Here is a 26,111-nt window from a genome sequence, read left to right on the forward strand (position 1 = left end):
TTGAAACAGCCGACCCTCTCGCATCTGGATCATCTTGTGCTGACCGTCGCCGACATAGAGACAACGATCCGGTTTTACCGTGACAGTCTTGGGATGGTGCACGCGCCCTTTACGGTCGCAGATGGCACAACCCGCCACGCGCTCCACTTCGGGACGCAAAAGATCAACCTGCATCAAGCCGGGGCAGAGTTCGATCCCAAAGCCCGATCACCGAACCCCGGCACCGCTGATCTGTGTTTTCTGACCGACACCGGGCTAACCAACTGGCAGGCCCACTTCGCCGCGACCGGAACACAGATCGAGCAAGGCCCTGTCGCCCGCTCGGGCGCAACCGGACCGATCCTGTCGCTTTACGTGCGCGATCCCGACGGGAACCTGATCGAGGTCAGCACACCCGCCTAGCGGCGTATTTCCGCCCGCAGCATTTGCATCAGCCTGGACAGTTCCCGCACATAGATCTCGCCCACCAGCGCGCCATTTTCATCAAACTGGTTTCCGCTGTCTGCCAGGTGGATTTCTGGACCTTGCAAAATACGGGGCCGAAACGGCACCATATATCCGCGCAGGATCATCTGTGCCCGCTCACCCCCCGCACGCCCCGCCGCCGCGGACATCACAGCCAAGGGTTTATCGGACCAGGGGTTACCTTCAATACGGCTGACCCAATCCAATGCATTCTTGAGAACACCGGACGGGGCCTTGTTGTATTCCGGGGTCGAGATCAGCACCGCGTCCGCTTCGGCGATTTGACCGGCCAGCAGGATCGCTGCGTTCGGGGCACCGTCCAATGCCTCGAAATCACCATCATAAAGAGGCATCTGCAGGTCAGCCTCGACATAGGTGCAGTCGCCAAAAAGCTCGGCTGCCGCACGTAGCAATTTACGGTTGGTCGATCCGGCACGCAATGAACCAGATACGCCGAGAAGTATGGGTAATGTCATCGCCCGCTCCCTATCAAACCCACCTCATGCGGGCTCTTGAAATGCTAAATATAAAGGCCCCGGTGAAATGCCGGAGCCTTTTGTAGTGTTGAACTATTTAGGGTGCTTTACGCGTTTGGCAAAATCACGACATCGACACGCCGGTTCAGCGCGCGGCCTTCCGGTGTGAGGTTGCTGGCGATGGGCCGGTTTTCACCCTGCCCGAATGTCTGAACCCGGGTGGAGGATACACCATTGCTGGTCAGGACATTTGCAACGGCGCCCGCGCGGCGTTCGCTGAGCGTTTGGTTATAGCCTGCGTCGCCGCTGCTGTCGGTGTGACCGGTGACCTGCACGGTCGAGCCTTGATAATTCTGCAGGCTGTTGGCCAGAACAACCAGATCGCCGCGCATGCCTGGCTGGATTTCATAGCTGCTGGACGCGAAGAGAATCTCCTGCGGCAATGTCACGATCAGGCTGTCACCGGTGTTGGTGATCTGAACGGCTTCGTTGTCAAAGTCGCGGCGCAACTCTGCCTCTTGCCGATCGAGGCTGTAGCCGATGCCCGCGCCTGCCGCGCCGCCGACGACGGCTCCGAGTGCCGCACCGCGGGCGTTGCCGGACACGACGGCGCCCAATGCCGCACCTGATGCCGCACCAATCAGCGCACCACGGTTGGCGTTTCGGTTGGGGTCATTGACGCCACCAACTGAACTGGGGTCGGTACACGCACCAAGTGCTACGGCCGCGCCAAGCGCGAGAGTGAGGGGAAGTTTAATCATTGGTTTTTCCTACTGCCTCCTGAAATTGGCTCCGTTCGGGCGGAGCCTGTTGAGATGCCCGCTGAATAAACGCGCAAACTCCAACCGGACAGGGCGAATATTGGGTAGGCAAAATCATGCGCATCCTGAATTACCCAGATCCCCGCCTAAATCAAGCCTCCACACGCGCCGATTCGTAGGCCAGCAAAGCGCGTTTGACGGGCAGACCCCAATGATAGCCCCCCAAACCACCGGACTTGCGCAAGGCGCGATGACACGGGATCAGCCAACTGACCGGGTTGCGTCCGACAGCCGTTCCGACGGCGCGCACGGCCCGTGGATTGCCGATGCTCTCGGCAATCTCGGAATAGGTCGTAACATGACCGGTCGGAATTTGAAGCAAGGCTTCCCACACCTTGATCTGGAACGGCGCCCCGATGAGAAACAGCGGCGCTTCGCTCAATTCCACACTCTCCGCACCGAATGCGGCCAGAACCCAGGGCCGCAAACGCATCGGATCCTCGACGAAATCCGCCTTGGGCCAGCGACGCACAAGATCCTGCATCGCCCACGCTTCGCCCATCTCGGCCGCAAATCCGAGGCCGCAAATGCCGTTTTGCGTGCCCATGACAAGGGCCAGCCCGAACGGGCTGCCGAACCACCCCCAATAGATTGTCAATCCGGCGCCTTCCTTGGCATATTCGCCGGGGCTCATCGCTTCCCACCGCAGGAACAGATCGTGCAACCGGCCCGATCCGCTCAGACCGGTGGCGTGCGCCGTATCCAGCGTCGTGAACCGCTCCGCCAACAGGGCCTTGGCGTGGCCCAGCGTCAGGTACTGCTGATAACGTTTGGGCGAAACGCCGACCCAGCGTGAAAAGATACGTTGGAAATGCGCCGGGCTCATGCCCATTTCGCGGGCAAGCGCCTCAAGCGTCAATGGATCCTCGGACCCGTCAATCAACTCGATCGCGCGACGCATGACGTTATAGTGATAGCCTGTATCGGCCTCTGACAGTGCTGTGTGTTCCATACAAACGAAGATAGAGCCCGCCAACGGCCAACGCGACCCGTTTCCTGTGCAAAGGCGCTGCGTCTTGCGCGAATTTGGTCGGCAGGTTTGGATGGAGAGGACACAGATCAGGAAAGTTTGCTCTTTAGGCCGCATGTCCGTTTCTGGAGCTCGTTCAAAATGCGCGCCTGGCAAATTCAATATTTCGGTATGAGCCTAGCCAGACTCCAGACTTATTGATCTAAGGCCAGAACATACCAGTGGCTCCGCGCTCTGGCGAATAGAAAGACCTTTGAAGATATGTCCTATCGAGTTGCCACCTGACGCCAATCTTTCAGACGTCCGAACATAAACTCGATCGGTGCCCGGCAGTGTATTGCGCTGGAATGTCACCAGAGGCGCGTTTGTACCGGCGCTTGTCATGCTTCAAGTACGTCTTGCGCGGCTTGCGGCCTGGGATTCAGGTGCGTATCCCCTTGTCTTTCATCGCGTCTCTGAACCAGTCGGCATCATAGCCCCGGTTGCCAGAAGCCAATCGACCTTAGGCAAGCTGCTGAGAAGCGCCAGCGCGGCAATGTTGTCGCTGGACCGCTGCCCGACAGGTGATGCATGCATCGCCGAGAAGGGTGACTGGCGTTGACGAACAGGTCGATCGGACATCCCTGGCTGTCGCAGATGGTGTGCACCTTGGCGTTCCTCGCGCCTTTGGTGCGGCCCACTCTCGTGCATCGCTTCACGATGCCCTGCCGGGCAGCGGATGTTCAAGCTTTGGCAATGCGCCGAAAAGAACTGGCGAAAACTGCGCAGCCATGCCCACCTCGTCGATGTCTTTGAGGACGTCGATTTCATCAACGGCATCAAACTATCAAACCAAAATCAGGCCGCCGCATCAGGGTCGTTCAAACACCAAATTTGAACGTAGTTCGCTTGGGGGGTGAGTTTGTGGCTGCACCCGGCCGAAATCCCCATTGCGCATTCCCATCCAATCCAGTGCGCGCGCGTGGCCATCTCACGCAAAGCTGCCCTGACAGAACCACCCCGGCGACATCGTCCCGCCATGGCCGTAAAACAACCACAGCCGCTGACCGTCCGTTGTATCCGTGACCCAGTAATCACGCACACCGCTGCGCCAGTTCGGATCATCCAGCCACCATTCCGGCGCGATCCGTTCTGGCCCCAAGGCCCGCAATCGGGTCAGATCCCGGCCGCGCCAGCGAAAGGTTTCCGGCAGTCGCGGCGTCGCTGCGGCATGCACCGGTTCGGGGTGCCACATCAGCAAGGGGCGCGGATTGGGCGGGGCGGGCCATGGCCCCTCATGTGGCTCGGACCACGCGGCCGCCATCACCTTATGAGACTTTTCCGGGATATGGCTCGAGGCCGGGTGCAAGCGCTGGATCGCATCCAGACCCACGCGCGCGCCCAGCCGTCCCACCAGATCATCCAGCGCATTCGCGTTGCCTTGCTGTGTGCGTGCGGCGACCCCCGCCTGCGCATGCCCCACCACATTCTCCTGATAGAGTGGCTCAACCTGCGTCGCGACCAGACGCAGCATATCGATGCCAAAACCTGCATCGATATCCGCGATCTTCATCTCCAGCAACGGACGCATGCGGTGCGGATCAAAGCTGGGCCGGGCCAGACCCACCTCAACCGCTTCGATGGCGTGATCGCTGCGATGGGCATGAAGCGCGATGCGGCGCGCGCCCTTTCCCTTATTCTCCAATGCCTTGCACAGGCGAGGCAGCAAACGGTCCACCCCTGCCATCACGTCTTCGGCCAGGCCGATCGGGTCCGGCAATGTCATCCGCACCGCAAAGTGATCCGGCGCCTTGGCGGGCGATACAGGTTCCGGCGCACTGCCCATCGCCTGATCCAGACGCAGCACCAGCCCCCGTCCAAACCGCCGCGCCAATGCTGCGCGGGGCTGGCCCAGCAAATCACCCACCCGGCGCAACCCCAACCGCGCCAACTGGGCCGCCACGTCAGGTTCAAGCCGCAAGGCCGCAATCGGCAAAGGGCTGAGCGCGCTATAGGTCTGGCCGGGTGTCGCAATGCGGACGACATCCGACGCCTGCGTGCGCAAGGCCGGGGCCGCCCCACCCTTGGTCCAGTGCCGTCTTTTTCCAGCACGCGAACGGGTGGCGCGCGCCTCCTGATCAATCGCATCGCCTGACCGGTTCGCCCCCGCCGCACGCCCCGCAAAACGGGCGAGGGCCCAGGCCGCCCCCCGCGTATCCGCCAGGCCCATCAGCACACTCAGCCCCAGATCGGTGCAATCCTCCTCGACCACCTGCATCAACGCCCGCTCACCGCCAAACAAATGCGCACAACCCGTCAGGTCCACGACAAGCGCATCGCCATCCTCGGGCGCGACCCATGGGCTGAACTTGCCCGCCCAACGCTGCAAACTCTCAAGAAATCGCTGCTCACCCACCGTGCTGCGCTGATGCGTCATCAACCCCGGACACATCGCATGGGCATCCCGCACCGGCTGACCCACATGCACGCCCTGCCCCTGCGCCACCCCGTTCAGGGACGACACCAACTGCATGTTCTGACGTTCTTCGATCACGGCCAGTGGCTGATCGGCGAGCATGGGCTGTCGCCGGATCAGACGTTCAGCCCCCAATCGCGGAAACCACAAGGACAGGATGCGGCGGTCGGACATATACAAATGTTCACACTTTGTTCCACTCTTGGATACGCCGAGTCGCCCCCTTGAGTCGAGCCGTCTTCAGTAATCAAAAAAATATGCAATTCAGGCCTTCAGGCCCCATAGCGCGCCAGAAAGGTTTCGACGGCTCCGTCCACGACCCGCTCGATGTCTGCCTCGGTCACAGAAGCGATCACGCCGAACATCAATCGCGGCCAGAGGTCTGCCTTGCACAACTCGCCAAACTGATCCGCCGCAAGGGTCAGGTCATCAATCACCAACTCGCCCCGGGCGATGGACCCCACGAAATACTCCGCCATCTCTGCCCGCATCCGCTCGGGGCCCGAGCGATAAAAGGCGCGGCCGATCTCGGGAAACCGATCCGATTCCGCGACACAGATGCGAAACACCTGCTGACCGAACTTCGACGTGATAAAGCGCAGGAAATGGCGACCGGCCTGCGACAATACCTGCCTTGGCGGCGCATTCATGTCGATATTGTCGATCGCCGCCTGACTTTGACGGGCACATTCCTGATTGGCCACTTCCATGAACAGCAAACGTTTGTCCGGGAAATAGCTGTACAGCGTCGCCTTGCTGACATTTGCCTGTCTGGCAATGTCATCTACACTCGCCCCCTCGAAGCCATCCGCCATGAAGACTTGGCGCGCGCCCTCAAGGACCTGGCCAAATTTGCGGCCCTTGCGGACAACGGGAGTGACATCATTCATGGGTATTCCTGCCTTGAGTGCCGCCAATATAAACCGTTTCGTTCAGTTTCGACAGAAAATTCGCGGAGACGGCTTGCATCTCCCCCGCAAGAGGCCATCATTACTTGGAATCATTCTAAACAAGCGGAGCGCGCCATGCGATTCACGTTTTACCGCAAACGTTTCAAAGATCTGACGGAGCAGGAGATTCTCGCGCTTGCAATCTCGTCGGAAGAGGACGACGCGCAAATCTATCGCGGATACGCGGAATCCCTGCGCGCGGATTACCCTGCCAGCGCCGCCGTGTTTGACGGCATGGCTGCCGAAGAAGACAGCCATCGCCAGCGCCTGATCGATCTGCACCAGGACCGCTTTGGCCCGACGATCCCCCTTATCCGACGTGAACACGTGTCAGGCTACTACGCCCGTCGCCCCGTCTGGTTGGTCGAAAACCTCAGCCTCGACCGCATCCGTTCAGAAGCCGAAGCGATGGAACGTGACGCAGAACGATTTTATCTTTCGGCCGCCGCGCGCACATCCGATGCAGCGACGCGAAAACTTCTGGGCGATCTGGCCGCCGCAGAGGCGGGACACGAAAAAACAGCCAATGCCCTGGAAAGCGAACACCTCGGCGACGGCCCCCGCGAGAGCGAGGATGAAAAAAGCAACCGCCAGTTTATCCTGACATGGGTCCAGCCGGGGCTGGCGGGGCTCATGGATGGGTCCGTCTCGACCCTCGCGCCGATTTTTGCGGTGGCCTTTGCCACCCAGGATACATGGACGACATTTCTGGTGGGCCTTGCCGCCTCCGTCGGGGCCGGCATTTCCATGGGCTTCACCGAAGCCGCTTCAGATGACGGCGAACTCTCCGGTCGCGGCTCCCCGGTCAAACGCGGGTTTGCGTCAGGTATCATGACAACCGTGGGCGGATTGGGCCACGCCCTCCCCTATCTGATCGCGGATTTCTGGACCGCCACGATCATCGCCTTCGCAGTGGTCTTCATCGAACTTTGGGCCATCGCATGGATCCAGAACAAATATATGAACACACCCTTTTGGCGGGCAACGCTGCAAGTGGTCGTGGGGGGCGCACTCGTCTTTGCGGCAGGGGTTTTGATCGGCAGCGGATAGACTTGCGCAATACACGGCGTTATGGCTGATTCATGCTTGCGATCCTTCTGAAAACACTGCCCTTCTTTGCGTTGATCGGTCTTGGCTACTGGGCAGGCCGAACGCGGTTCTTCACCCAGGAGGCGACGGCGTATCTGACAAAGTTCGTGTTTTACTTCGCCCTTTCGGCGATGATCTTTCGCTTTGCCGCAAATCTGGAATTGGCCGAAGTCTGGGACGGGCAACTGGTCCTCGCCTATCTTCTGGGCACGGTCTGCATATACGTCATCGCCTCGGTTGTCGGATACCTGCGTGGCCTCGACGTCCAAACCACGGCTGTCGAAGCCCAATGTGCCGTGATTGGAAACGCCGGTTTTCTGGGCCTGCCAATGCTGGTTACGCTTTTCGGGCCTGCTGCCATCGGCCCGGTTATGCTGGTGCTCGCCACCGACCTGATCGTGTTTTCCAGCCTCATCGTCATCCTGATCACGATCGGAAGAGACGGACGCATGTCGCTCGCGATCCTCAAAACGATCGCAACAGGATTGATCAGCAATCCCATGATCGTCGCGATGTCCCTCGGTCTTGCCTGGTCCGCCGCAGAACTGCCAATTCCCGCTCCGATGAACGAATTCCTAAGCCTGCTCGGCGGTGCCGCCACCCCCGGCGCCCTCTTTGCCATCGGCGCGTCCCTCGCGTCAAAATCGGCAGAGCGCATCGAGATCGCAGGCTGGCTTAGCTTTTGTAAACTGATCCTGCATCCCGCCGCCGTCGCACTATCGGTCATCTACGTATTCGAGGTCGACCCCTTTGGCGGCGCAATGATCATCGCATGCGCTGCCATGCCCGTCGCGGGCAACATATACATGCTGGCGCAACATTACGGCGTCGCACCGCAAAGGGTCTCGGCCGCGATTCTGGTCTCAACCGCCATAAGCATCCTGACCCTTACCGCCGTCATCGCCTGGGTCAGCTGATCCGCCTTCATCTTGCCAAATAAACTCCCGCCGGAGGCTCCAACGGCTTGCCGCAAAGCCAAAGGCCCGATAGCGATGCACCAACAGGAGGAAAACGCGATGGAAACACAATCCGAAAATGCCTGCTTCGGCGGCATCCAGGGCGTCTACACCCACAGTTCGGCCAGTTGCGCCTGCGACATGACGTTTGGCCTGTTTCTGCCCGCCGAGGCCAGGGACGGCCCGGTCCCGTTGCTCTGGTACCTGTCGGGGCTGACGTGCACGCACGAAAACGCGATGACGAAAGCGGGCGCGCAAGCCTGGGCCGCGGAACAGGGCATCGCGCTGGTGTTTCCCGATACCTCGCCCCGCGGCGACGACGTGGCTGACGATGAGGCCTATGACCTCGGCCAAGGTGCCGGCTTTTACCTCAACGCCACCCAAACGCCCTGGGCCGAACATTTCCGGATGTGGGACTACATCACCGATGAGTTACCAGAACTGCTCGGCAACGCCTTCGCCCTGGACATGCAGCGTCAGGCGATCACCGGCCACTCCATGGGTGGCCACGGCGCCCTGACCATAGCGATGAGCCTGCCCGGCCGATACCGCTCCGTCTCCGCCTTTTCGCCCATTACCAACCCGACAGCAGGCGATTGGGGCCGCAAGCAATTCACTGCGTATCTGGGAAAGGATGAAACCCTGTGGTCGCCTCACGATGCCACGTTGCTCATGGAAAAAAACGGCTTTGACGGGCCAATGCTGATCGACACCGGCACAAAGGATCAGTTTCTGGACCTGCTGAAGCCGGAAGCACTGGCGCAGGCGGCAACCGCGCGCCGTCAACAGATGACCTTCCGCATGCAGCCCGGTTATGACCACAGCTACTTCTTTGTTTCCACCTTTTTGGCGGATCATGTGAATTTCCACGCAGAGGCTCTTTGGGCGTGACCACGCTCTATATCGACGCAGATGCCTGTCCGGTCAAAGCCGAGGCGGAAAAAGTGGCAACGCGCCACAAGATCGAGATGAAAGTCGTCTCGAACGGTGGATTGCGCCCCTCACAAAACCCTTTGGTCGAGACTGTCATCGTGCCTGACGGTCCGGATGTGGCGGACATGTGGATTGCTGATCGCGCCGGGGTTGGCGATGTGGTCGTCACGGGCGATATCTCCTTGGCCGCGAAATGCGTGGAAGCGGGCGCGCGGGTTCTCAAGCACAATGGCGAGGCGCTGACCTCGGCCAATATCGGCAACGTATTGGCAACCCGCGATCTGATGACGGACCTGCGCGCCGCCGACCCGTTCCGGCAAGGCGGCGGCAAAGGCTTTACCAAAGCCGACAGATCGCGTTTTCTGGACGCATTGGAACGGGAACTGAGGGCCGCCAAATCATGACCATCAAAGCCGTCGTTTTTGATATCGGAAACGTGCTGATCGAATGGCAGCCCGAACGCTTTTATGACAGCGTGATCGGGCCAGAGCGCAGACGCGCCATGTTCGACGCTGTCGATCTGCACGCGATGAACGATCTGGTGGACCTGGGCCATCACTTTACCGACACGATTTATGCCACGGCTGAGGAATACCCGGACTGGCGCGCCGAAATCCGCATGTGGCATGACCGCTGGATCGAAATGGCAAGCCCCGCGATCGACCATTCCGTGCGCCTCATGGCGGCGCTTCAGGCCAAGGGGGTGCCTGTATTTTCCCTCACCAACTTCGGCATCCAAAGCTATGATCACGCCGCGACGCATTATGGGTTTCTGCACCAGTTCGACCGCGACTTCATCTCGGGCCACATGAAGACGATCAAACCGGACCCGACCATTTACCAAATGGTCGAAGACGCAACCGGTCTGGCCGGCGGTGACCTGATCTTTACCGATGACCGCGCAGACAATATTGCTGCGGCCCGTGCGCGCGGTTGGCATGTGCATCACTTCGATGGACCGCAAGGCTGGGCAGATCGCCTTGTGTCCGAAGGGTTTCTCACACAAACCGAAGCCGCATGAACGTCCCCTTGATTCCTTTTGATCAAGCCGCAGTGCTGTTCGATCGCACCAGCTTAAGCAAAACTACCCGTGCCGCGGACGACATCACCGTGTTCAAAAACGGAGCCTGCGCGCATCTGGAACTGATGCGCATCCGCTCCATCCCGGATCGCTGGCGCAGAAAATGACGTGGGTTCTGTTCCTTCTCCTTGGGCTGTTGGCCGTGCCCTTCACCATCGAACTGACGCGCAGCAAGGTGACCGACGCGGATCGAAATACGGCACCGGGGCAATTTGCCTTGCTGTCTCAAGGCACCACTCATTACCAATGGTATGGGCCAGAAAAAGGCCCTGTGGCGATCTGCATTCACGGGCTGAGCACTCCGTCCTTTGTCTGGCGTGGGGTGGCGCAGGGCCTCGTCCTTGCAGGATTTCGGGTGCTGACCTATGACCACTACGGACGCGGGTATTCCGATCGGCCCAAGGGCAGACAGGACGCCGCGTTTTTCCTCACGCAACTGGACGATCTGATGCGCCATGAAAAGGTTGATGGACCCGTGACCGTTTTGGGATACTCAATGGGCGGCGCGATTGCAGCGCACTTCACAGCCGCCAATCCCGGCGCCGTCAAGCAACTCATCCTGCTGGCACCCGCAGGTATGCAGCATATCGTCGGAAAGGCCGCAGCCTTCGCCCGAGACACACCCATACTCGGAGACTGGCTGTTCCTGATGACCTATCCACGTCTCTTGAGAAAAGGGATCACGGCGGAAGCAGGCCTGAAGAGCAGCGTCGAAAACATAACCGACCTGCAACTGGCAGAGACTCACAAACGCGGATTTTTTCCGGCAATCCTGTCGAGCCTGCGCGGCGTGCTGCGCGACCCGGCACAGGCCCAGCATCGCGACATTGCGGCCTCCGGCGTTCCGGTTCTTGCAATTTGGGGCCGGGAGGATGATGTCATACCGCTGGCCGCCCGCGATATTCTGGCCGAATGGAACCCAAACGCCGTCCAATCCGTCATCGACGAGGCGGGCCACGGCCTGACCTATACGCATAGCGACGACGTCCTGGAGGCGATCCGTGCAACACGCAGGTGATGTCGCGAAAGAAGAAGTACCGGGAGTTTTAGCGTCCCCGAAGTCCATGACAACAACAATGAAACCCGATCTCATATCTCTTTTCTCCGGATCATTCCCGAGATACGACAGATCACCATGACGGACCTGATTTCAGAATATCAAGCGCTGGTGGATGCCGGAACGCTGACGGCGGATGACGCACAGCTTGCAGCGTTGCCCGAGCTTGAGCGCATTCGCGCACGCCTCGCCGAGCCGATAAAAAAGGGCCTGTTTCGCAAAGCCCCAGAGCCACCCAAAGGCCTGTATCTGTGGGGGGGTGTCGGACGCGGGAAGTCGATGTTGATGGATTTCTTTGTCAGTCACCTCTCCGTCCCTGCCCGACGCGTGCATTTCCATGCTTTCATGCAGGAAATCCACGCCGCCATGCACGAGGCGCGCAAACGCGGCGTGGATGATGCCATCGCTCCGGTTGCCGCCGATGTCGCGGCCTCGGTCCGTTTGCTGGCCTTCGACGAGATGCAGATCAGTGACATAACCGATGCCATGATCGTGGGCCGCCTCTTCGAGGCGTTGTTCGCGGCTGGCGTGGTCGTCGTCACGACCTCGAACCGGGTGCCTGATGACCTGTATAAAGACGGACTGAACCGCCAGCTTTTTGTGCCCTTCATCGAGCTCCTCAAGGAGCGGATGGTGGTCAGGGAACTGGCCTCCCCCACCGACTACCGCCAGGATCGATTGTCCGGCAGTCCCACCTATTTCACCCCGGTCAACGCGGAAGCGCGCGCGCAGATGGATGCCCTGTGGAACGATTTCACCGGCGGGAGCGCCGCGCCGCTTGACCTGACGGTGAATGGCCGCGCCGTGACCCTGCCCCGTTTTCGCAGTGGCGTTGGCCGGGCAAGTTTCTACGATCTTTGCGCCAAACCCCTCGGCCCCGCCGATTTTCTGGCCATCGCGGATGCCTGCAATGTGCTGATGATCGATGAGATCCCGACGCTGTCGCGCAGCAATTTCAACGAGGCCAAGCGTTTCGTCACCCTCATCGACGCCCTCTATGAAGCCCGGGTGCGCCTGATCTGCTCTGCTGCGGCCAAACCCGAAATGCTGTATCTTGAGGGTGAGGGTACTTTTGAGTTCGAGCGCACCGCATCGCGACTGCGCGAAATGCAAAGCGACGAGTGGGTGGCCTGAATGCGATTGTATTGATTACAGCCCGGCTTTTGAACCGACGCACGATGTATCACCTAGAATTTTGAAATCGTTTCTAAAATTTTAACATACGGCACCCGAAAGTGCCGTATGTGACGCGTATGCGGGCCCGGTCAGCCAGCGGCTTTCATCTCGGGCATAGATACGACGTCCTGCGCCATTTCCGACCATTTCAGATCACCGCTGTAACGCCAGGCCATCTGGCCATTTTCATCCAGCGCAAACAGATGCAGCCAGCGATTGTCGAACAGCGCGCGCACGCCGTCATGCCGCCGCAGGATATCTGTCATCGCTTCGCGCGGCGCTTCGATGCAAACGGACAACCTCAGCGGGTCGTGCGCGTAGCTTTCGCCTTCGTGCACGGACTGCCAGGGCAATCCCGCGCGCAGCATGCCGCCATTGCCTTCCACCACGCCAATCCCGCCGGTGACGTTGTGCAAGAGCTTGTTGCCCGACCCAAACGTGTCCGGTGCCACGGTCGAGCCGTAATATTGCAAGCTGATCCAACTGGCGACGACGACAGGCGCGGTCATGATCAGTTCCAACACGCCAAAGTCCTTGTCATTCTTCCAGTCGTAATCGTGCAGGAACGCCCGCCCTGCCAGAGACTTGCCCGCCGTCCGATGGCGTGGGGCGGCGATGAAGGCCTTGCAACCGGCCAATGCCCATTCTGGCCGGGTTTCGGCCCAGTCATGGCTGCGCAGGTTGATGTCGGTTTCACTCTGTGCACGCGGCAGGCGCAAGGCACGCTCGGACCGTGTCACCATACCCGCCGCCGCGAACCACTCCTTGGCCTGCTTAATGTCAGCCTGATGCGCGTCAGATGGATGATCGGCAGCAAACAGCGTGATCGCATCGGTTGTCGTGTCGTGAAGTGCCGCCAGAAACAGTGTATCGGCGGGGATATCGATGCCACGTTCGGCCAGCCCGGTCCGCACCTCGGCAGCACTCAGCAACCCGGCGAGGAGCCGGGCGTTCACGTCGCCCGCGTACCCACCACAGGCCCCGCAGTGCAGACCACTGGCAAAGGGATTGTTCACCACATTGGCCCCGTGCCCGGCCAGCACCACCAGACGCGCAAAGTTCGTGGTCAGCGACATGGCGCGCAGGATCGTCTCTGCCGCGTCAATCTGTGCCGCAAGCGGCAAAGGCGGATCAAGGCGCGGTACAGGCCCGTCGCCTGCCGCGTCCGGCGCGATGTGCAACGCGTCCTTGACCAGTTTGCCTGCATAGACCGGGCCCATCGCCTCGACGAAGGCAAAAGAAGAGACAGCAGCCAGTTTGAACCGGCCCCAGGCACGGCCCGCGCGCGCTTTGAAACGCGCGGTCTGCTCTGCATTCACATTCTCCCCTTCCGAGGTCGATGTGACACCGGGGTTCAAAAGCACCGGCAAGCGTAATTCATCCACATCCGAAGCAAAACTCTTGTGGGACGCTGTCAAACCGAAGAACCCCGCAAAACCCAGGGTCTGAATATCCGGGTCCACGGCTTCAAGCGCACGGCGGAACACTTCTGACCGCACATCGATGCAAAACGCTGCCTGAAGGGCGGGTCTGTCCAGTACCCGCTGTGATGCAGGGGCAGCGAAGGTCGCCGCAAGATCGCGCTGCACTGCGCGTTCCCAAGCCTCTTGCAGAACCGCGTTTATCGTCATGTTCTGATCCGGCGACACGGGACGCGCGTGGGCCGCTTTGACCTTATGCCATTTGTCGCCGATCCGGTCCTTATAGTGGGTGAAGAGCGCTTCTTCCCACAAAAGCCGGATCGTCAGGACGTCAATAATTGTCTGATCCGTGCCCTTTGCCAGTTCTGCCTGCCACAGATGATAGCGCGCGACCTGCGCCCACCCGCCATGCGAGAAAAGCAGCTGGTGCAGATAAGTTTCCAGCATATCGCCTGTCAGCCCCAGCCGTTTGGCGGCGCGCACCCGTGCGTCCTCGGCCGTATCGGGTGTTTCACTGACAAATTGCGCAAACCCTGTTAGTCCGGCAATCTCGGGCGTCAAATCATGAGTCGCGTTTTGCCGCCACGCGTCATACGCACCCCGCCTGCGCGGTGCCGCCCAAAGTGCCTGACCCTGATCAAAGTATCCTGCCGCCCAATGACCGAACCGATCCGCAAGAATTCCCGGCCAGTCGACACCGGATACCTTTTCCGCAAGATCGGCGATTGTTGGGAGCGGGACGGGCGTCGTCATCGCGGTCGCCGCGCCGCGTTTGATCTCGTCCAGATCGAGCGCATCCGCCGCATCCACCGTTTCCAGCGCGGCCAGGATATCTGCGTCCGTGATCGTGCCATCAGCGATCAACGCTTGGTAATGCGGGCGCGGCATAGTCACCGGCACACCGCCAACCCGGCCCAACCGCGCGCCGACCTGGGCCAATGTCTCTGCGCTCTGTCCCAGATACGGGTTCACCGCAACGGATGAGGCCAGTGGCCAGACCGGTGGTATCGCGCGCGCAGCGGTATCGCTGGCTTGGTTGATAAGATCGTTTGAAAGCTCAAATGTCATGGTCATCGGTCAAATCCTTTCCCGGGATCAGGAGGTGTGCTTGGTCGACCAGCCGCCAAGCAGCTTGTCAAAAACGGCGTTGGCATAAAGCCCGTTGGACAGATGCACGCGCATTCCGGCCGCCGCAGGGTGATAGGCCCAGAGCGGGAACATCGCCTGCGCGACGGCCACCAGGCCGAAGCTGAACAGCGCCAGAATGATCAGCGCCCATTCCAGTGGGCCAGGCGCCGGAGTTGCAGGCAAGGTGCCCGCCATAAGCCACTCGATCCCGGTCTGCAGGGCGAAATATCCCACCGCTGCCGCGACCGAATAGGCAGCGGTGCGCTGCGTCAGGACACGCGGTGCGGCGTCGGCCAGTCCTTGCGCCAGCAGGTAGGCCACGCCAAAGATCAGGATCGCGCCCAGTGCGATCGCTTGCGGCGACTTGCCGGTGAGGCCAAAGACAAAGCCGACAACCCCGTAGATCACCAGCGCAATCAGAAACGCACGGCCCACGGCAATCCCGTTTGGGATCGCGACCGGACCGGGCCGCCGGATCGACGCCACCCCTTCGACCGCGCCTCCTGAGGCGAGGAACGCATGCGCCTTGTAAAGCGAATGGGCCACGATATGCAGCAGTGCCAGCGGAAAGAGCGCCAGACCACATTGCAGGATCATGAATCCCATCTGTGCCACTGTTGACCACGCCAGCGATGTCTTGACCGCCGATTGCGTCAACATCACCAGACCGCCGAACAGCGCTGTAAACCCGCCGATCATCACCAGCACCGCCAGCACCGCAGGCGACAGCAGCATCACGTCGGCAAAGCGGATCAACAGGAATCCACCTGCATTTATGACGCCCGCATGCAACAAAGCGGAAACCGGCGTTGGCGTCTCCATCACTTCGGTCAGCCAACCATGCATCGGAAATTGTGCGGATTTCAGGATGGCCGCGACGGCGAAGGTGGCCGCAATCCACGTCGCGTATTCGCGGCCCAGCCCCGTCCGTGCAGCGTCAAGGATCGTAATCAGATCGCCCGTTCCATAACTCTGGAAAATCAGGACCATCGCAGCCAGCATTGCGACATCACCCAACCGAGCGGTCACCCACTTCTTGCGCGCCGCACGTTGCGCGGCAACACGTTCGGGGTAGAACAGGAGCAATTTTTGCAACGAAAGGCTTGTCGCGATCCAGGCCATGGCCAGTTGAAAGATATTGCCCGCGACGACCACCAGCATCACGGCCGCCAACGTGAGGCACAGCCAGCCCGTGAACGCCCCCTGCCGCGCTTCGCCGTCCATGTAAGTCGCCGCAAAGCGCACCACGACCCACCCCACGAAAGAGACCACCAGCAGCATCACCGCACTGACCGCATCCAACCTGACCGCGAGGCCGAGACCATTCGCACCGATCAGCGGACTGGAAGCCGGGCCTGTCAGGATCAGCATGACGGCGGACACCAGTGCGATGCCTAACGCAAGGAGCGCGCCGACCTCTGCGCGCCGCAACGTGGCGGCCGGGCGCATCTGAGGTCCGCGGAAGGCAATGAACGCCAGTGCAATAAAGGCAATCGGGGCAAGCAGGGGCAAGTATGCAACGAACAAGGCGAGGTTTCCTTCTGACAAGACTACGGCGTCCGTGCCAGATAACAGTCCCGGATCAGACAATAAAATTCATTGTTTGCGAGATTTCGTTCTGTTAAATATATGGATATGGTCGAGTTCAATTATCACCACCTGCGATATTTCTGGGCTGTGGCCCATGACGGCAACCTCACCCGGACCGCAGAGCGCCTCAATCTATCGCAGTCTGCCGTCTCGGTTCAGATCAAACAGCTTGAGGCCCATCTGGGCCACGCTCTGTTCGAACGGCGCGGGCGGCAATTGATCCTGACGGAGGCCGGGCGCATTGCGCTGGATCATGCTGATGCGATTTTTTCTGCCGGCAGGGAATTGATCAGCACGTTGCAGGAAAAAGGCCGGAGCCGCGAAGCCATCCGCATCGGCGCATTGGCAACCCTTTCGCGCAACTTTCATATGGAATTTCTGCGCCCCATCCTCGGGCGGCAAGATGTGGAGATCATTCTGCGCTCAGGCACCAGCGCTGATTTGCTGACCGCGCTTGAAGCGCTGAACCTCGATGTCGTTTTGATCAACCGCCCACCATTGCGGGACGCTGTGACGCCTTTTGTTTCACATCGCTTGTCGGAACAGCCGGTCAGCCTCGTAGGCACTCCGGATCTGCTGCGTGACACGTCGGATTTGAACGCACTGCTGGCGACCCAACCCATCATCCTGCCCACTGCCGACACAGGTGTGCGCATCGGCTTCGACGCCCTGACCGAGCGGCTTGGCATCCGCCCGCAGATCGCCGCAGAGGTCGAAGACATGGCCATGATGCGCCTTCTGGCGCGCGAAGGCATAGGGCTCGCGGTGTTACCGCCCATCGTCGTTCAGGACGAGCTCAGCACCGGCAAGTTGATCGAAGCAGACCGTTTGCCCGGAATCGGAGAGACGTTCTTTGCCGTCACACTGACGCGCCGCTTTCCCAATCCGATCCTGTCGCAATTGCTCGAAGACCGGGTGCTCTAGCGATCCTCAGGGCAGACATCATAGGTGCGCGTCGGCAATGCATGCGGCGCAGATGCGGTGCGATGCAGGCCGGTCAAAAGACCGTCCTCTAGCCGTTTTCCCTCAGAATCGCGCCTGCCAGATAGAGTGAGCCGCAGATCAGGACCCGCGCGTGCGGATCCCGTGTCAGGATCGCGTCAAGGGCTTCGGCCACTGTCGCCGCTTCGCTTGCGTCCAGTCCGACATCATGGGCGGCTTTGGCGGTGTCGGCCCCGCTGAGCGTATTGGCCTCACCGGGAATGGAAACGCCTGACAGGCTGGTCACTTCCGTCGCCAAAGGCGCGAGGTAGCCCCTGACATCCTTTGTGTTCAGCATGCCGCAAATCATATGTGTCGGGCGGGTCGGCATGCTGCGCAAAACCGATGCGAGGGCTGCACCCGCTGCGGGATTATGCCCCCCGTCCAGCCACAACTCCGCCCCCGACCGGGCCGCGCGCTCTGGCAACGGGCCGCTGCGCAACCGCTGCATCCGCGCAGGCCAGACCGCATCGGTGACCGCAGCACTGCATGCGTCCTCGTCACAGACGAGATAGCGCAACGCCGCAAGTGCCATGCCCGCATTCTGGATCTGATGATCACCGGACAGCACCGGGCGCGGCAAATCCAGCAGGCCGACCTCGTCCTGATAAACCATACCGTCACGTTCCGGGCTTGCGTGCCACTGTTGGCCATAAGCCAGCAACGGCGCACCCAATCTCGCGGCGCGCGCTTCGATGACGTCCAGTCCGGCATCCTCCTGCGGACCAACGATACAGGTCACGCCACGTTTGATGATGCCCGCCTTTTCGCCGGCGATGGCCGCGATGCTGTTGCCCAGAAAGGCTTCGTGATCCATCGAGACCGGTGTGATGATGGTGAGCGCAGGTGTATCGATCACGTTGGTCGCATCCAGCCGACCGCCCAGGCCGACCTCCAGCAAGGTGTAATCGGCGGGAGTCCGGGCAAAGGCCAGCAAAGCGGCGCAAGTCGTGATCTCGAAATAGGTGATGTCGCCGCCGCCATTTGCGGCATAGCATTCGTCCAGATAGGCCGTCAGATCCGGCTCCGAAATCAACGCGCCGGCCAGTCGGATACGCTCATGAAACCGCGCCAGATGTGGCGATGTATAAGCGTGCACCTTATGACCCGCCGCCTCGAGCCCGGCGCGGATCATGGCCTGGGTCGAGCCTTTGCCATTGGTGCCGGCAATATGGATGACCGGCGGAAGTTCGTTTTGCGGATTACCCAGCGCGTCCAGCAAACGCCACACCCGATCCAGAGTAAGATCGATCACCTTTGGATGCAGCGCCATCATGCGTGCAAGGATGGCGTCGGAAGGGACTGCCGTCATGCCTTGGACGCGTCCGATCCGTCCGGTGCTTCGGCCTCAGCCGGTTTTTCGGACACACCCGAAGGTTCCGGTGCAGGCAATTCACCTGCGACGGGTGGCGGCATGCCCAGCAACATGCGGGTGATTCCGATCAATTCATCGCGCATCTTGGTCCGGTTGGTCACGCGGTCGAGCATGCCGTGATCGAGCAGGTATTCAGCCCGCTGAAACCCTTCGGGCAGTTTTTCGCGGATGGTCTGTTCGATCACACGCGGACCGGCGAAACAGATCAGCGCGTTGGGTTCCGCGATATGGACATCGCCCAGCATGGCGTAGGATGCTGTGACGCCACCCGTGGTGGGATGGGTCAGAACCACGATATAAGGCAGGCCCGCTTCCTTGAGCATCTCAACCGCAACGGTCGTGCGCGGCATCTGCATCAGGCTCAGGATACCTTCCTGCATGCGTGCGCCACCTGCTGCGGAAAACAGGATCAGGGGGCGTCTGAGCTTCACCGCTTCCTGAGCGGCGGCGATGATCGCATTGCCGACATACATCCCCATCGAGCCGGCCATGAAGCTGAAGTCCTGCGCCGCCGCAACGATCGGTGTACGGCCGATTTCCCCTGTCGCGACAAGCATCGCTTCCTCTTCGCCGGTTGCTTTCTGCGCGGCCTTCATCCGGTCGGGATATTTCTTTTGGTCCCTGAAGTTCAGCGGATCCATGACAGGTGCGGGTACTGCGACCTCGGAGAATATACCACCATCAAAGAGCGCCAAAAACCGATCCCGTGGCGTGATAGCCATGTGGTGATCGCAATTGCTGCAAACGTTGAGGTTTTCGCTCAGCTCGCGATGGAACAGCATGGTGCCGCATTCTTCGCATTTGGTCCACAGATTGTCCGGTGTTTCGCGGCGCGAAAAGATCGAGTTGATCCGTGGGCGGACGTAGTTGGTGATCCAGTTCATGGGGTCTTCCTGATGGGATGTCCTGTCGTCAGATAATCCGGTGGCTGCCTAAATGCAATCAGACGCGCAGCGCGAGCCGTGCGGCCAACCAACCGACCACCATCAGCGCGAAGTCCACGGGCAACCACATGGCCATCTGCGCTTCGTCCGCGATGCCAAAGGGCAGCACGAAGAGCGCAAGGCCCGACATTTCATCGGGGACGCTGATAAAGACCATCGCGGAGACGTTATTGAAAAAATGCAATGCAATGGCCGGCCCGAGCGTGCCTGTGCGGGCGGTCAAGTCCGCCATGAGCACCCCGAATACTGTCGCCCACAGTGCGATCATGCCCGCATTGCTGCCCGCACTTTCCGGCAGATAGTGCCCCAAGCCGAACAAGATCGCAGGCATCGCGAGCCAGATGAGCGGGGACCTGAACCTGGCGGCCAATTGTTGCTGTATGTAGCCGCGAAAAAACACCTCTTCCGCGCCGCTTTGAACAAGTACCGCAATCAGCGCAAATGGCAGCAGCAGCAGCCACCGCCCCGTGCTCATGTTGTGTACAAGAGGATCGCCAAATCCGTAAGGCGGCAAGAGCCACAGCGCGACCGACAAAACCAGCATCGCCACTGCAACGACAGTGAACTGACGAAAGGCGAGCCCGAACGGCCCAATCAGCGTCAAGGCCCCGCGTTTGTGCAAAATCACGCACACGATGCCCGAGGCCACGCCCAGCAGCCCAAGTTGCAGCAAGACCAGAAACATCCCCGCAGCCGTCTGCCCGGTTCCGCCATCACGTGTGATCTGACCGGTTATTTCTGGGCCGAGCAACCCGAACAAGGTGCCGAATATGATTTGGCTGAGTACCAGGAAGATGCCGGCCACCAGAACAATACCCAGCCCCAGACGCCAGAGCTGAGGCGCGCCCCGCGCCGGAGCCACGAAGCTGTCATGCGGCCCGTAATTCAAAGAAAACACCTTCATTCGTCCAAAGGCGGCAGCGGCGGCCCCTCTTCTTGCGGGATCTGCACATTGGCCTGCCGCAACAGTTCGGCGGCACCTGTCAGGTTTCGGCTAACAGATTGCAACAAGCTGAGCAGAACGCCGGCGTCGTTTTTCATGACCGAGCGGAATTCTTCGGCGCCAATCCGCAGAAACGTCACGTCGGTCGTCGCCGTGAGGTCAAGCTGTCGTGGCGCTTCCACGATAATCGCCAGATCGCCAATCAATCGACCCGGTTCAATCGTCGATACCGGGCGTTCGTCGCCTGCGTCCGTGACATAGCTCAACACGGCACTTCCCGAAATACACAGGTAAACGGCGTCCGCTCTTTCGCCCATCGAGAAAATGCGTTGTCCGGCCTTGGCATCATACCATTGCGCCGCAAAGGCGAGCAGACGCTGGTTGCGGCCATCAAGGCCGGCAAAGAGTTCGGCACGCGAGATCACGCGAAGTTTCCGGTTCAGATCGCCCCCCTCCTCTTCGTCCTCGTTGATCTGAACGCCGTCGATGTGACCATCCTTGATTTCCACGAACAGATCGTAGGCATCGGGGTTTTCAAACGCTTCTTCCAGAAAGATCAGCGTGGCCTCCGGCAGCAGCTTGCGCAGGGCAAAGCGGGTCTTTTGACGTTGTTTTGCGCCGTGGCTGGCCAATGCACGGTCAAGGACCAGCACATCGGGCCGTTTGATACCCGCACGCGAGAACGCCGCGCGCTCATGGAAGATCGAAGGAAGGTTGGTCCCACCGAGGCCCGTGCGCACATCAAAGATCGTCTCGGCCACCTGCCTGCGCAATTCACCCTGCCCGGTCATCACGTCGGCAACCATATCTTCGATCAGTTCGGCCTTGACGCCCGCAACCATCGAGACCCGCCCATAAAGCGCATTTTCCAGAACCGTCAGACGGGGCAAATAGTTCGCGGGGTCGATCGGTACAAACAAACTGTTCGTCTGTTCCCGCAGGGCAGCCCCGCGATTTTTCCGGATCTGCACGATTTCCTTCTTGAAACTGTCCGGAAACGCAGGGCCAAACTGTTCGGCAGTAAAGGCAAAAGGCACCGTCAACAGCAGTGCGAATTCATCATCCGTCAAGGCGACATCACCTTTTTCGCGGCGGCGCTGTGCGATATCGACCAGACGTTCATACATGTCTTCGTCTATGTTGAGCGACGTGAACAATGGGTGGCTGGTGCCGTCCATCCCAAAGGTCTGGTGCAGCGTTTCGATCAGCGTCTGCGAAATCGCAATACCCTGTTCGGTCAGCCCGTTGTCAAAGACCAATTGGATAAACCGCCCATCCGATGCCAGCCCCTGCTGGCTGATGTCGCGGAGCGGTGCCGCAAACAAAAGGTTCCCCCCCAACGGCATGGCCGGGTTGAATTCTTCCGGATCAAACCGGTACACCGCATCGATCAGACCGGTTTCGCGCAAACGCGCTTCGACCATCGGACGAAGCTTGACGATCGCCTCTGCGAGATCGGCGTGCTTATCAAGATCGATCCGGCTGTTGAGCATCCGACGAAACATGAACTCGTCGATGCCCATGGCTTCGACCAATTCAAACCACCATTTTCGGATACCGTCGACAGACTCCAGTCCGGCGAGCGCCGGATCGACCCAATCGCTATCCAGGCGATCCGCGCTGTTGCCTGAACGATTGGCTTCGATGCTGAAGCGGTCCGGTTTTGCGGCATCATCCAACATGGTTTTTGGGCTGGTCATCAACGGCATCAGAAGATTGCTGCCCAAGGTGCCGTCGAACAAATAGGGGCGCGAGTGTGCGTAGCCGATACGCGCCGCGACCACGGCCTGATGCAGCTCCGACAGGTCATAGCCCGCCATCGTGATCTTCCCACGGGTCGGAAGCGCCTCGCGCGCCAGCAATTCGGCCAACGCGGTCCGTTCCGTCTGATTTTTGACCTGAAGGGCGACGCGAGCGCCCTGGGGTATGGTGAGGTCGATCCGATCGAGAACCGGATTGCCGTCTGCATTGCGCAGGGTCACATTGTCGAACACGATATCCCCAAGCAGACGGGGTATCGTTTCCGGCTCACCCTCGAACAATTTTTCGTCGATCATGCCGGTCGGTCCAAACCGTTCTGTCACGACCTCCCAGCGCAAGGACATGTCCTGGGTCTGATTGTAGTACATCAGCAGTTCTTTCCACGGACTCGACAGATCGCGATATGCCCCCAGAGCCGCGACCAGAGCCCCCACAGTGATATCGCCGCGGATCGCCAGATACCCCCCGACCGAGTAGAAAAAGAACGGCGTCAACTGGGTAATGAAGTTGTTCAGAAACTTCATGAAGAACTTTTGCTGAAAGATCTTGAACCGAATTTCAAAGAGCAGACTGAGGCGTTCGGTGAATTGGGCGAGGCGATATCGCAGACCACCATTTGTGCGCAAATCCGAAATCCCCGCCACGCTCTCACCAATCTCGGAAGAGAACGCCCTGACTTCCTTGATCCGTTCCTTGTTCAGCAGGTTGATCCGGCGTTGCAGCAAGGGAATCAGCCACGCCTGAAGCGGAATCAGTGCGACACCGGCCAGCCCGAACCAGAACGACTGCAGAAACAGAAACGTGACGATGATCAGCATCTGACCGATCTGGAAGACAGGTTGAGCGATCATATCGCCCATCAACCCACCCATCGGTTCGGCCTCCGAGGTAACCATGCTGACGAGTTCGCCCTGACTGGTCGATCGGAAATAGTTCTTTGGAAACCGCAACATTCGCGAGATCAGTTGATACCGGAACCGACGCAGCAGCCGCTCGGCGGTCACCCCTTTCATCGTGTTCAGCCGCATCTTGAGCAGGCCATGCACAAACACAGCCGCCAGATACCCGAAACACAGCGCCAGCAAAAACTGGATCTGCGTCAACTGGATGCCAAGCACTGTCGTGAAATCAGACGTCGCTCCGATCGCATCGTTGATGATGCGCTTGGGCAATTCCAGGGTCACCCACAGGAACGGGAAGGTCACAAGCGTCAAGGCCAGCAGCATCAACTGTTCGCGTCGTGAGTGCTTCCAGATAAAAGCGAAAATTGTGGAGTCCATGGTCTGTCCCGATCGGCAGGGTCGACAGTAAACGGTTGCTTCATCAACTCTGCCTGTGCCGTTCGGTCAACGTAGTCGGCGCCAAGTTCCATTACAACCGCGTGTGCGCTGTGCTGGTGCTTGCAGGTCGCCGGGTCAATGGGTATTCCCCTGTGCAACGCTTTCAGGGAGGCCGCAATGCTCAAAGGCAAATTCGACAAATCCAAACTGCCCAGCCGTCACGTCACCGAAGGGCCCGCGCGCGCGCCACACCGGTCTTACTATTACGCGATGGGTATGACCGAAGACGAGATTCATCAGCCGCTGGTTGGCGTGGCCACCTGCTGGAACGAAGCAGCCCCGTGCAACATCGCACTGAACCGTCAGGCACAATCCGTGAAAGTCGGCGTCAAAGCCGCGTCCGGAACGCCCCGCGAATTCACCACCATCACCGTAACGGATGGCATCGCCATGGGGCACGAGGGCATGCGGTCTTCGCTGGCCAGCCGCGAAGCGATTGCCGACACCGTCGAGTTGACCATGCGGGGCCACTGCTATGACGCGATCGTCGGTCTGGCCGGCTGTGACAAGTCGCTGCCCGGTATGATGATGGCCATGATCCGCCTGAACGTTCCGTCCGTGTTTTTGTATGGCGGATCGATCCTGCCCGGTCGCGTCGCCGAAGGGGCCGCGGTGCCTGCCGAATACCTCGACCGCGATTTGACCGTGCAAGACATGTTCGAAGCAGTTGGACACCAGCAAAACGGCACCATGACCGAGGCTGAACTGGATATCCTTGAGCGCGTCGCCTGCCCCTCGGCCGGGGCTTGCGGTGGCCAGTTTACCGCCAACACCATGGCTTGCGTGTCCGAGGCCATCGGCCTTGCGCTTCCCAATTCGTCGGGTGCGCCGGCGCCTTACGAGTCGCGCGATGAGTACGCCAAGGCGTCGGGTGCCGCGGTCATGAACCTGATCGAGAAAAACATCCGCGCCCGCGATATCTGTACCCGTCAGGCGTTTGAAAACGCGGCCCGCGTTGTGGCCTGCACAGGCGGATCGACCAATGCAGGTCTGCACCTGCCCGCCATGGCCCACGAGGCCGGCATCGACTTTTTCCTCGATGACGTGTGCGAAATTTTCCGCGACACACCCTACTTCGTCGACCTCAAGCCCGGCGGCCAATATGTGGCCAAGGACATGTACGAGGTCGGTGGCGTCTATGTGGTCATGAAAGAACTGCGCAAGGCAGGTCTGCTGCACGAAGACTGCCTGACAGCCACGGGCTATTCGCTGGGCGAGGAACTGGACAAGATTACGCTGGAAGCAGATGGCAAGGTCATCTACCCGATCGAAACACCGATCACAAAGACGGGTGGCGTTGTGGGCCTCAAGGGCAACGTGGCCCCCGAAGGTGCGATTGTGAAAGTCGCGGGTATGGAAGCCCAGCACCAGATTTTTACCGGCCCGGCCCGAATCTTTGAGTGCGAGCAGGACGCCTTTGAAGCCGTGCAAAACCGGACCTACGAAGAAGGCGACGTGTTCGTCATTCGCAACGAAGGACCGTCCGGCGGCCCCGGCATGCGTGAGATGCTTGCGACCACGGCCGCACTGTCCGGTCAGGGCATGGGCAAAAAGGTGGCGCTGATTACCGATGGCCGATTCTCTGGTGCGACCCGCGGTTTCTGCGTCGGCCATGTCGGGCCCGAAGCCGCACATGGCGGCCCTATCGCCCTGCTGGAAGACGGCGACGTCATCACCCTCAACGCGATCGAAGGGACAATCAACGTTGCCTTGACCGACGAAGAGTTGGCGGAGCGCAAAGCGAACTGGAAAGGTCCGCGCGAGACGCTTTATGGCGCGGGCGCGTTGTGGAAATATGCTCAGTTGGTGGGATCCACGTATATGGGCGCCGTGACACATCCGGGTGCCAAGGCCGAGCGTCACGCGTACATGGACCTTTAGAACGGCACTTTTTGACGCGACGTGACAGCACTTGATGCGGGGTTAGTTTGAAGACCTCAAACAGCCCCGCAAGACACCGAGACACATTTTCCGGCAACACGGTGGCCGAGCAAAACCCGGCGGAGTGGTTGCGCAGGCCTCGGTGACCTGAAAAGTTTGCTACAGGACAATTCTGCAACGCCTGCCGCACATCCAGGCGATGCGTTCTCTTTCGCCGGTTTATTTTGGCGAAACCTTTGCATTAGGCAGCACACCCATTAATTCTTGTTTGATTGCATAGTTTTGTGATTCAGTTTCGTTCAAACAACGGGCGGGAGG

The 26,111-nt window shown here is 60.0% G+C and carries 22 protein-coding genes and 1 pseudogene; 11 read left to right on the forward strand and 12 right to left on the reverse strand.

The genetic code is table 11. From position 1 onward, the window contains the following. On the forward strand, positions 1–402 hold the full coding sequence (locus LC354_RS12500; protein WP_223424272.1) for a VOC family protein: 402 nt from the start codon (positions 1–3) through the stop codon (positions 400–402). On the opposite strand, the gene LC354_RS12505 is transcribed toward LC354_RS12500, so the two are convergent. The 6 genes and pseudogenes from LC354_RS12505 to LC354_RS12530 all read right to left on the reverse strand — a co-directional run bounded on the left by LC354_RS12505 (position 399) and on the right by LC354_RS12530 (position 6,077). Further along, the gene (locus tag LC354_RS12505; RefSeq protein ID WP_223424274.1) at positions 399–941 is read right to left on the reverse strand and encodes an NADPH-dependent FMN reductase; all 543 of its coding nucleotides are present in this window, start codon (positions 939–941) and stop codon (positions 399–401) included. The two genes, LC354_RS12500 and LC354_RS12505, sit on opposite strands and share 4 nt — an antisense overlap. Before the next feature lie 107 nt (positions 942–1,048). Continuing rightward, positions 1,049–1,702, reverse strand: a complete 654-nt coding sequence (locus tag LC354_RS12510) for an OmpA family protein (RefSeq protein WP_223424276.1) — start codon at positions 1,700–1,702, stop codon at positions 1,049–1,051. A 151-nt stretch (positions 1,703–1,853) separates the two neighbouring features. Further along, positions 1,854–2,714, reverse strand: a complete 861-nt coding sequence (locus LC354_RS12515; protein ID WP_223424278.1) for a methylated-DNA--[protein]-cysteine S-methyltransferase — start codon at positions 2,712–2,714, stop codon at positions 1,854–1,856. A gap of 220 nt (positions 2,715–2,934) precedes the next feature. After that, positions 2,935–3,427, reverse strand: a pseudogene (locus LC354_RS12520) (transposase); the annotation flags it as partial. Between the two features lie 275 nt (positions 3,428–3,702). After that, positions 3,703–5,361: a Y-family DNA polymerase gene (locus tag LC354_RS12525; protein WP_223424280.1), complete on the reverse strand. Its 1,659-nt coding sequence runs from the start codon at positions 5,359–5,361 to the stop codon at positions 3,703–3,705. A gap of 98 nt (positions 5,362–5,459) precedes the next feature. Continuing rightward, on the reverse strand, positions 5,460–6,077 hold the full coding sequence (locus tag LC354_RS12530; RefSeq protein ID WP_223424282.1) for a TetR/AcrR family transcriptional regulator: 618 nt from the start codon (positions 6,075–6,077) through the stop codon (positions 5,460–5,462). 135 nt (positions 6,078–6,212) lie between these two features. Here LC354_RS12530 and mbfA point away from each other — a divergent pair, with 135 nt between their 5' ends. The 8 genes from mbfA (at position 6,213) to zapE (ending at position 12,387) form a co-directional block, all read left to right on the forward strand. Then, the gene (gene mbfA / locus LC354_RS12535; RefSeq protein ID WP_223424284.1) at positions 6,213–7,187 is read left to right on the forward strand and encodes an iron exporter MbfA; all 975 of its coding nucleotides are present in this window, start codon (positions 6,213–6,215) and stop codon (positions 7,185–7,187) included. 32 nt (positions 7,188–7,219) lie between these two features. Then, entirely contained in the window at positions 7,220–8,143 is a 924-nt protein-coding gene (locus LC354_RS12540) for an AEC family transporter (RefSeq protein WP_223424286.1), read from the forward strand. Positions 8,144–8,242: 99 nt separating this feature from the next. Beyond that, complete coding sequence (fghA, locus tag LC354_RS12545) at positions 8,243–9,073, forward strand: S-formylglutathione hydrolase (protein WP_223424289.1); 831 nt, start codon at positions 8,243–8,245, stop codon at positions 9,071–9,073. Next, positions 9,070–9,519, forward strand: a complete 450-nt coding sequence (locus tag LC354_RS12550; RefSeq protein ID WP_223424292.1) for a YaiI/YqxD family protein — start codon at positions 9,070–9,072, stop codon at positions 9,517–9,519. The genes fghA and LC354_RS12550 overlap by 4 nt, the downstream gene beginning before the upstream one ends. Continuing rightward, positions 9,516–10,136 (forward strand): HAD family hydrolase, encoded by a 621-nt coding sequence (locus LC354_RS12555; protein ID WP_223424294.1) that lies wholly within the window; start codon positions 9,516–9,518, stop codon positions 10,134–10,136. The genes LC354_RS12550 and LC354_RS12555 overlap by 4 nt, the downstream gene beginning before the upstream one ends. After that, positions 10,133–10,303 (forward strand): hypothetical protein, encoded by a 171-nt coding sequence (locus LC354_RS12560; RefSeq protein WP_223424296.1) that lies wholly within the window; start codon positions 10,133–10,135, stop codon positions 10,301–10,303. The genes LC354_RS12555 and LC354_RS12560 overlap by 4 nt, the downstream gene beginning before the upstream one ends. Further along, positions 10,300–11,214 carry an alpha/beta fold hydrolase gene (locus LC354_RS12565; protein WP_223424298.1) on the forward strand — a complete coding sequence of 305 codons (915 nt, stop codon included), beginning with the start codon at positions 10,300–10,302 and terminating at the stop codon, positions 11,212–11,214. The genes LC354_RS12560 and LC354_RS12565 overlap by 4 nt, the downstream gene beginning before the upstream one ends. A gap of 117 nt (positions 11,215–11,331) precedes the next feature. Next, positions 11,332–12,387 carry a cell division protein ZapE gene (zapE, locus tag LC354_RS12570; RefSeq protein ID WP_223424300.1) on the forward strand — a complete coding sequence of 352 codons (1,056 nt, stop codon included), beginning with the start codon at positions 11,332–11,334 and terminating at the stop codon, positions 12,385–12,387. Positions 12,388–12,518: 131 nt separating this feature from the next. Here the strand turns inward: zapE and LC354_RS12575 are convergent, their stop codons facing one another. Both LC354_RS12575 and LC354_RS12580 read right to left on the reverse strand, forming a co-directional pair. Beyond that, positions 12,519–14,924, reverse strand: a complete 2,406-nt coding sequence (locus LC354_RS12575; RefSeq protein ID WP_223424302.1) for a YbcC family protein — start codon at positions 14,922–14,924, stop codon at positions 12,519–12,521. Positions 14,925–14,945: 21 nt separating this feature from the next. After that, on the reverse strand, positions 14,946–16,505 hold the full coding sequence (locus LC354_RS12580) for a proton-conducting transporter transmembrane domain-containing protein (protein ID WP_223424304.1): 1,560 nt from the start codon (positions 16,503–16,505) through the stop codon (positions 14,946–14,948). A gap of 108 nt (positions 16,506–16,613) precedes the next feature. Between LC354_RS12580 and LC354_RS12585 the strand changes: the two genes are divergently transcribed. Continuing rightward, complete coding sequence (locus LC354_RS12585; protein WP_223424306.1) at positions 16,614–17,492, forward strand: LysR family transcriptional regulator; 879 nt, start codon at positions 16,614–16,616, stop codon at positions 17,490–17,492. 88 nt (positions 17,493–17,580) lie between these two features. On the opposite strand, the gene LC354_RS12590 is transcribed toward LC354_RS12585, so the two are convergent. Genes LC354_RS12590 through LC354_RS12605 form a run of 4 tightly spaced genes read right to left on the reverse strand, consistent with a single transcriptional unit; the run spans position 17,581 to position 23,852 of the window. Next, complete coding sequence (locus LC354_RS12590; protein ID WP_223424307.1) at positions 17,581–18,861, reverse strand: bifunctional folylpolyglutamate synthase/dihydrofolate synthase; 1,281 nt, start codon at positions 18,859–18,861, stop codon at positions 17,581–17,583. Next, positions 18,858–19,808 carry an acetyl-CoA carboxylase, carboxyltransferase subunit beta gene (gene accD, locus LC354_RS12595; protein ID WP_223424309.1) on the reverse strand — a complete coding sequence of 317 codons (951 nt, stop codon included), beginning with the start codon at positions 19,806–19,808 and terminating at the stop codon, positions 18,858–18,860. Before accD ends, LC354_RS12590 begins: the two co-directional genes overlap by 4 nt. 58 nt (positions 19,809–19,866) lie before the next feature. Continuing rightward, positions 19,867–20,772 (reverse strand): CPBP family intramembrane glutamic endopeptidase, encoded by a 906-nt coding sequence (locus LC354_RS12600; RefSeq protein WP_223424311.1) that lies wholly within the window; start codon positions 20,770–20,772, stop codon positions 19,867–19,869. Beyond that, positions 20,769–23,852: an ABC transporter transmembrane domain-containing protein gene (locus tag LC354_RS12605; protein WP_223424312.1), complete on the reverse strand. Its 3,084-nt coding sequence runs from the start codon at positions 23,850–23,852 to the stop codon at positions 20,769–20,771. Before LC354_RS12605 ends, LC354_RS12600 begins: the two co-directional genes overlap by 4 nt. A gap of 177 nt (positions 23,853–24,029) precedes the next feature. Here LC354_RS12605 and ilvD point away from each other — a divergent pair, with 177 nt between their 5' ends. Next, positions 24,030–25,793 (forward strand): dihydroxy-acid dehydratase, encoded by a 1,764-nt coding sequence (gene ilvD / locus LC354_RS12610; RefSeq protein WP_223424314.1) that lies wholly within the window; start codon positions 24,030–24,032, stop codon positions 25,791–25,793. The last annotated feature ends 318 nt before the right edge of the window (positions 25,794–26,111 follow it).

The sequence above is a fragment of the Tateyamaria pelophila genome (assembly GCF_019966495.1).
Classification (GTDB): domain Bacteria; phylum Pseudomonadota; class Alphaproteobacteria; order Rhodobacterales; family Rhodobacteraceae; genus Tateyamaria; species Tateyamaria pelophila.

What these genes read in the sequence shown, in the direction of transcription:
- LC354_RS12505 (WP_223424274.1), bottom strand. Translation starts at nt 941, where the DNA reads ATGACATTACCCATACTTCTCGGCGTATCTGGTTCATTGCGTGCCGGA.
- LC354_RS12510 (WP_223424276.1), bottom strand. Translation starts at nt 1,702, where the DNA reads ATGATTAAACTTCCCCTCACTCTCGCGCTTGGCGCGGCCGTAGCACTT.
- LC354_RS12515 (WP_223424278.1), bottom strand. Translation starts at nt 2,714, where the DNA reads ATGGAACACACAGCACTGTCAGAGGCCGATACAGGCTATCACTATAAC.
- LC354_RS12525 (WP_223424280.1), bottom strand. Translation starts at nt 5,361, where the DNA reads ATGTCCGACCGCCGCATCCTGTCCTTGTGGTTTCCGCGATTGGGGGCT.
- LC354_RS12530 (WP_223424282.1), bottom strand. Translation starts at nt 6,077, where the DNA reads ATGAATGATGTCACTCCCGTTGTCCGCAAGGGCCGCAAATTTGGCCAG.
- mbfA (WP_223424284.1), top strand. Translation starts at nt 6,213, where the DNA reads ATGCGATTCACGTTTTACCGCAAACGTTTCAAAGATCTGACGGAGCAG.
- LC354_RS12540 (WP_223424286.1), top strand. Translation starts at nt 7,220, where the DNA reads ATGCTTGCGATCCTTCTGAAAACACTGCCCTTCTTTGCGTTGATCGGT.
- fghA (WP_223424289.1), top strand. Translation starts at nt 8,243, where the DNA reads ATGGAAACACAATCCGAAAATGCCTGCTTCGGCGGCATCCAGGGCGTC.
- LC354_RS12555 (WP_223424294.1), top strand. Translation starts at nt 9,516, where the DNA reads ATGACCATCAAAGCCGTCGTTTTTGATATCGGAAACGTGCTGATCGAA.
- LC354_RS12560 (WP_223424296.1), top strand. Translation starts at nt 10,133, where the DNA reads ATGAACGTCCCCTTGATTCCTTTTGATCAAGCCGCAGTGCTGTTCGAT.
- LC354_RS12565 (WP_223424298.1), top strand. Translation starts at nt 10,300, where the DNA reads ATGACGTGGGTTCTGTTCCTTCTCCTTGGGCTGTTGGCCGTGCCCTTC.
- zapE (WP_223424300.1), top strand. Translation starts at nt 11,332, where the DNA reads ATGACGGACCTGATTTCAGAATATCAAGCGCTGGTGGATGCCGGAACG.
- LC354_RS12575 (WP_223424302.1), bottom strand. Translation starts at nt 14,924, where the DNA reads ATGACCATGACATTTGAGCTTTCAAACGATCTTATCAACCAAGCCAGC.
- LC354_RS12585 (WP_223424306.1), top strand. Translation starts at nt 16,614, where the DNA reads ATGGTCGAGTTCAATTATCACCACCTGCGATATTTCTGGGCTGTGGCC.
- LC354_RS12590 (WP_223424307.1), bottom strand. Translation starts at nt 18,861, where the DNA reads ATGACGGCAGTCCCTTCCGACGCCATCCTTGCACGCATGATGGCGCTG.
- accD (WP_223424309.1), bottom strand. Translation starts at nt 19,808, where the DNA reads ATGAACTGGATCACCAACTACGTCCGCCCACGGATCAACTCGATCTTT.
- LC354_RS12600 (WP_223424311.1), bottom strand. Translation starts at nt 20,772, where the DNA reads ATGAAGGTGTTTTCTTTGAATTACGGGCCGCATGACAGCTTCGTGGCT.
- LC354_RS12605 (WP_223424312.1), bottom strand. Translation starts at nt 23,852, where the DNA reads ATGGACTCCACAATTTTCGCTTTTATCTGGAAGCACTCACGACGCGAA.
- ilvD (WP_223424314.1), top strand. Translation starts at nt 24,030, where the DNA reads ATGCTCAAAGGCAAATTCGACAAATCCAAACTGCCCAGCCGTCACGTC.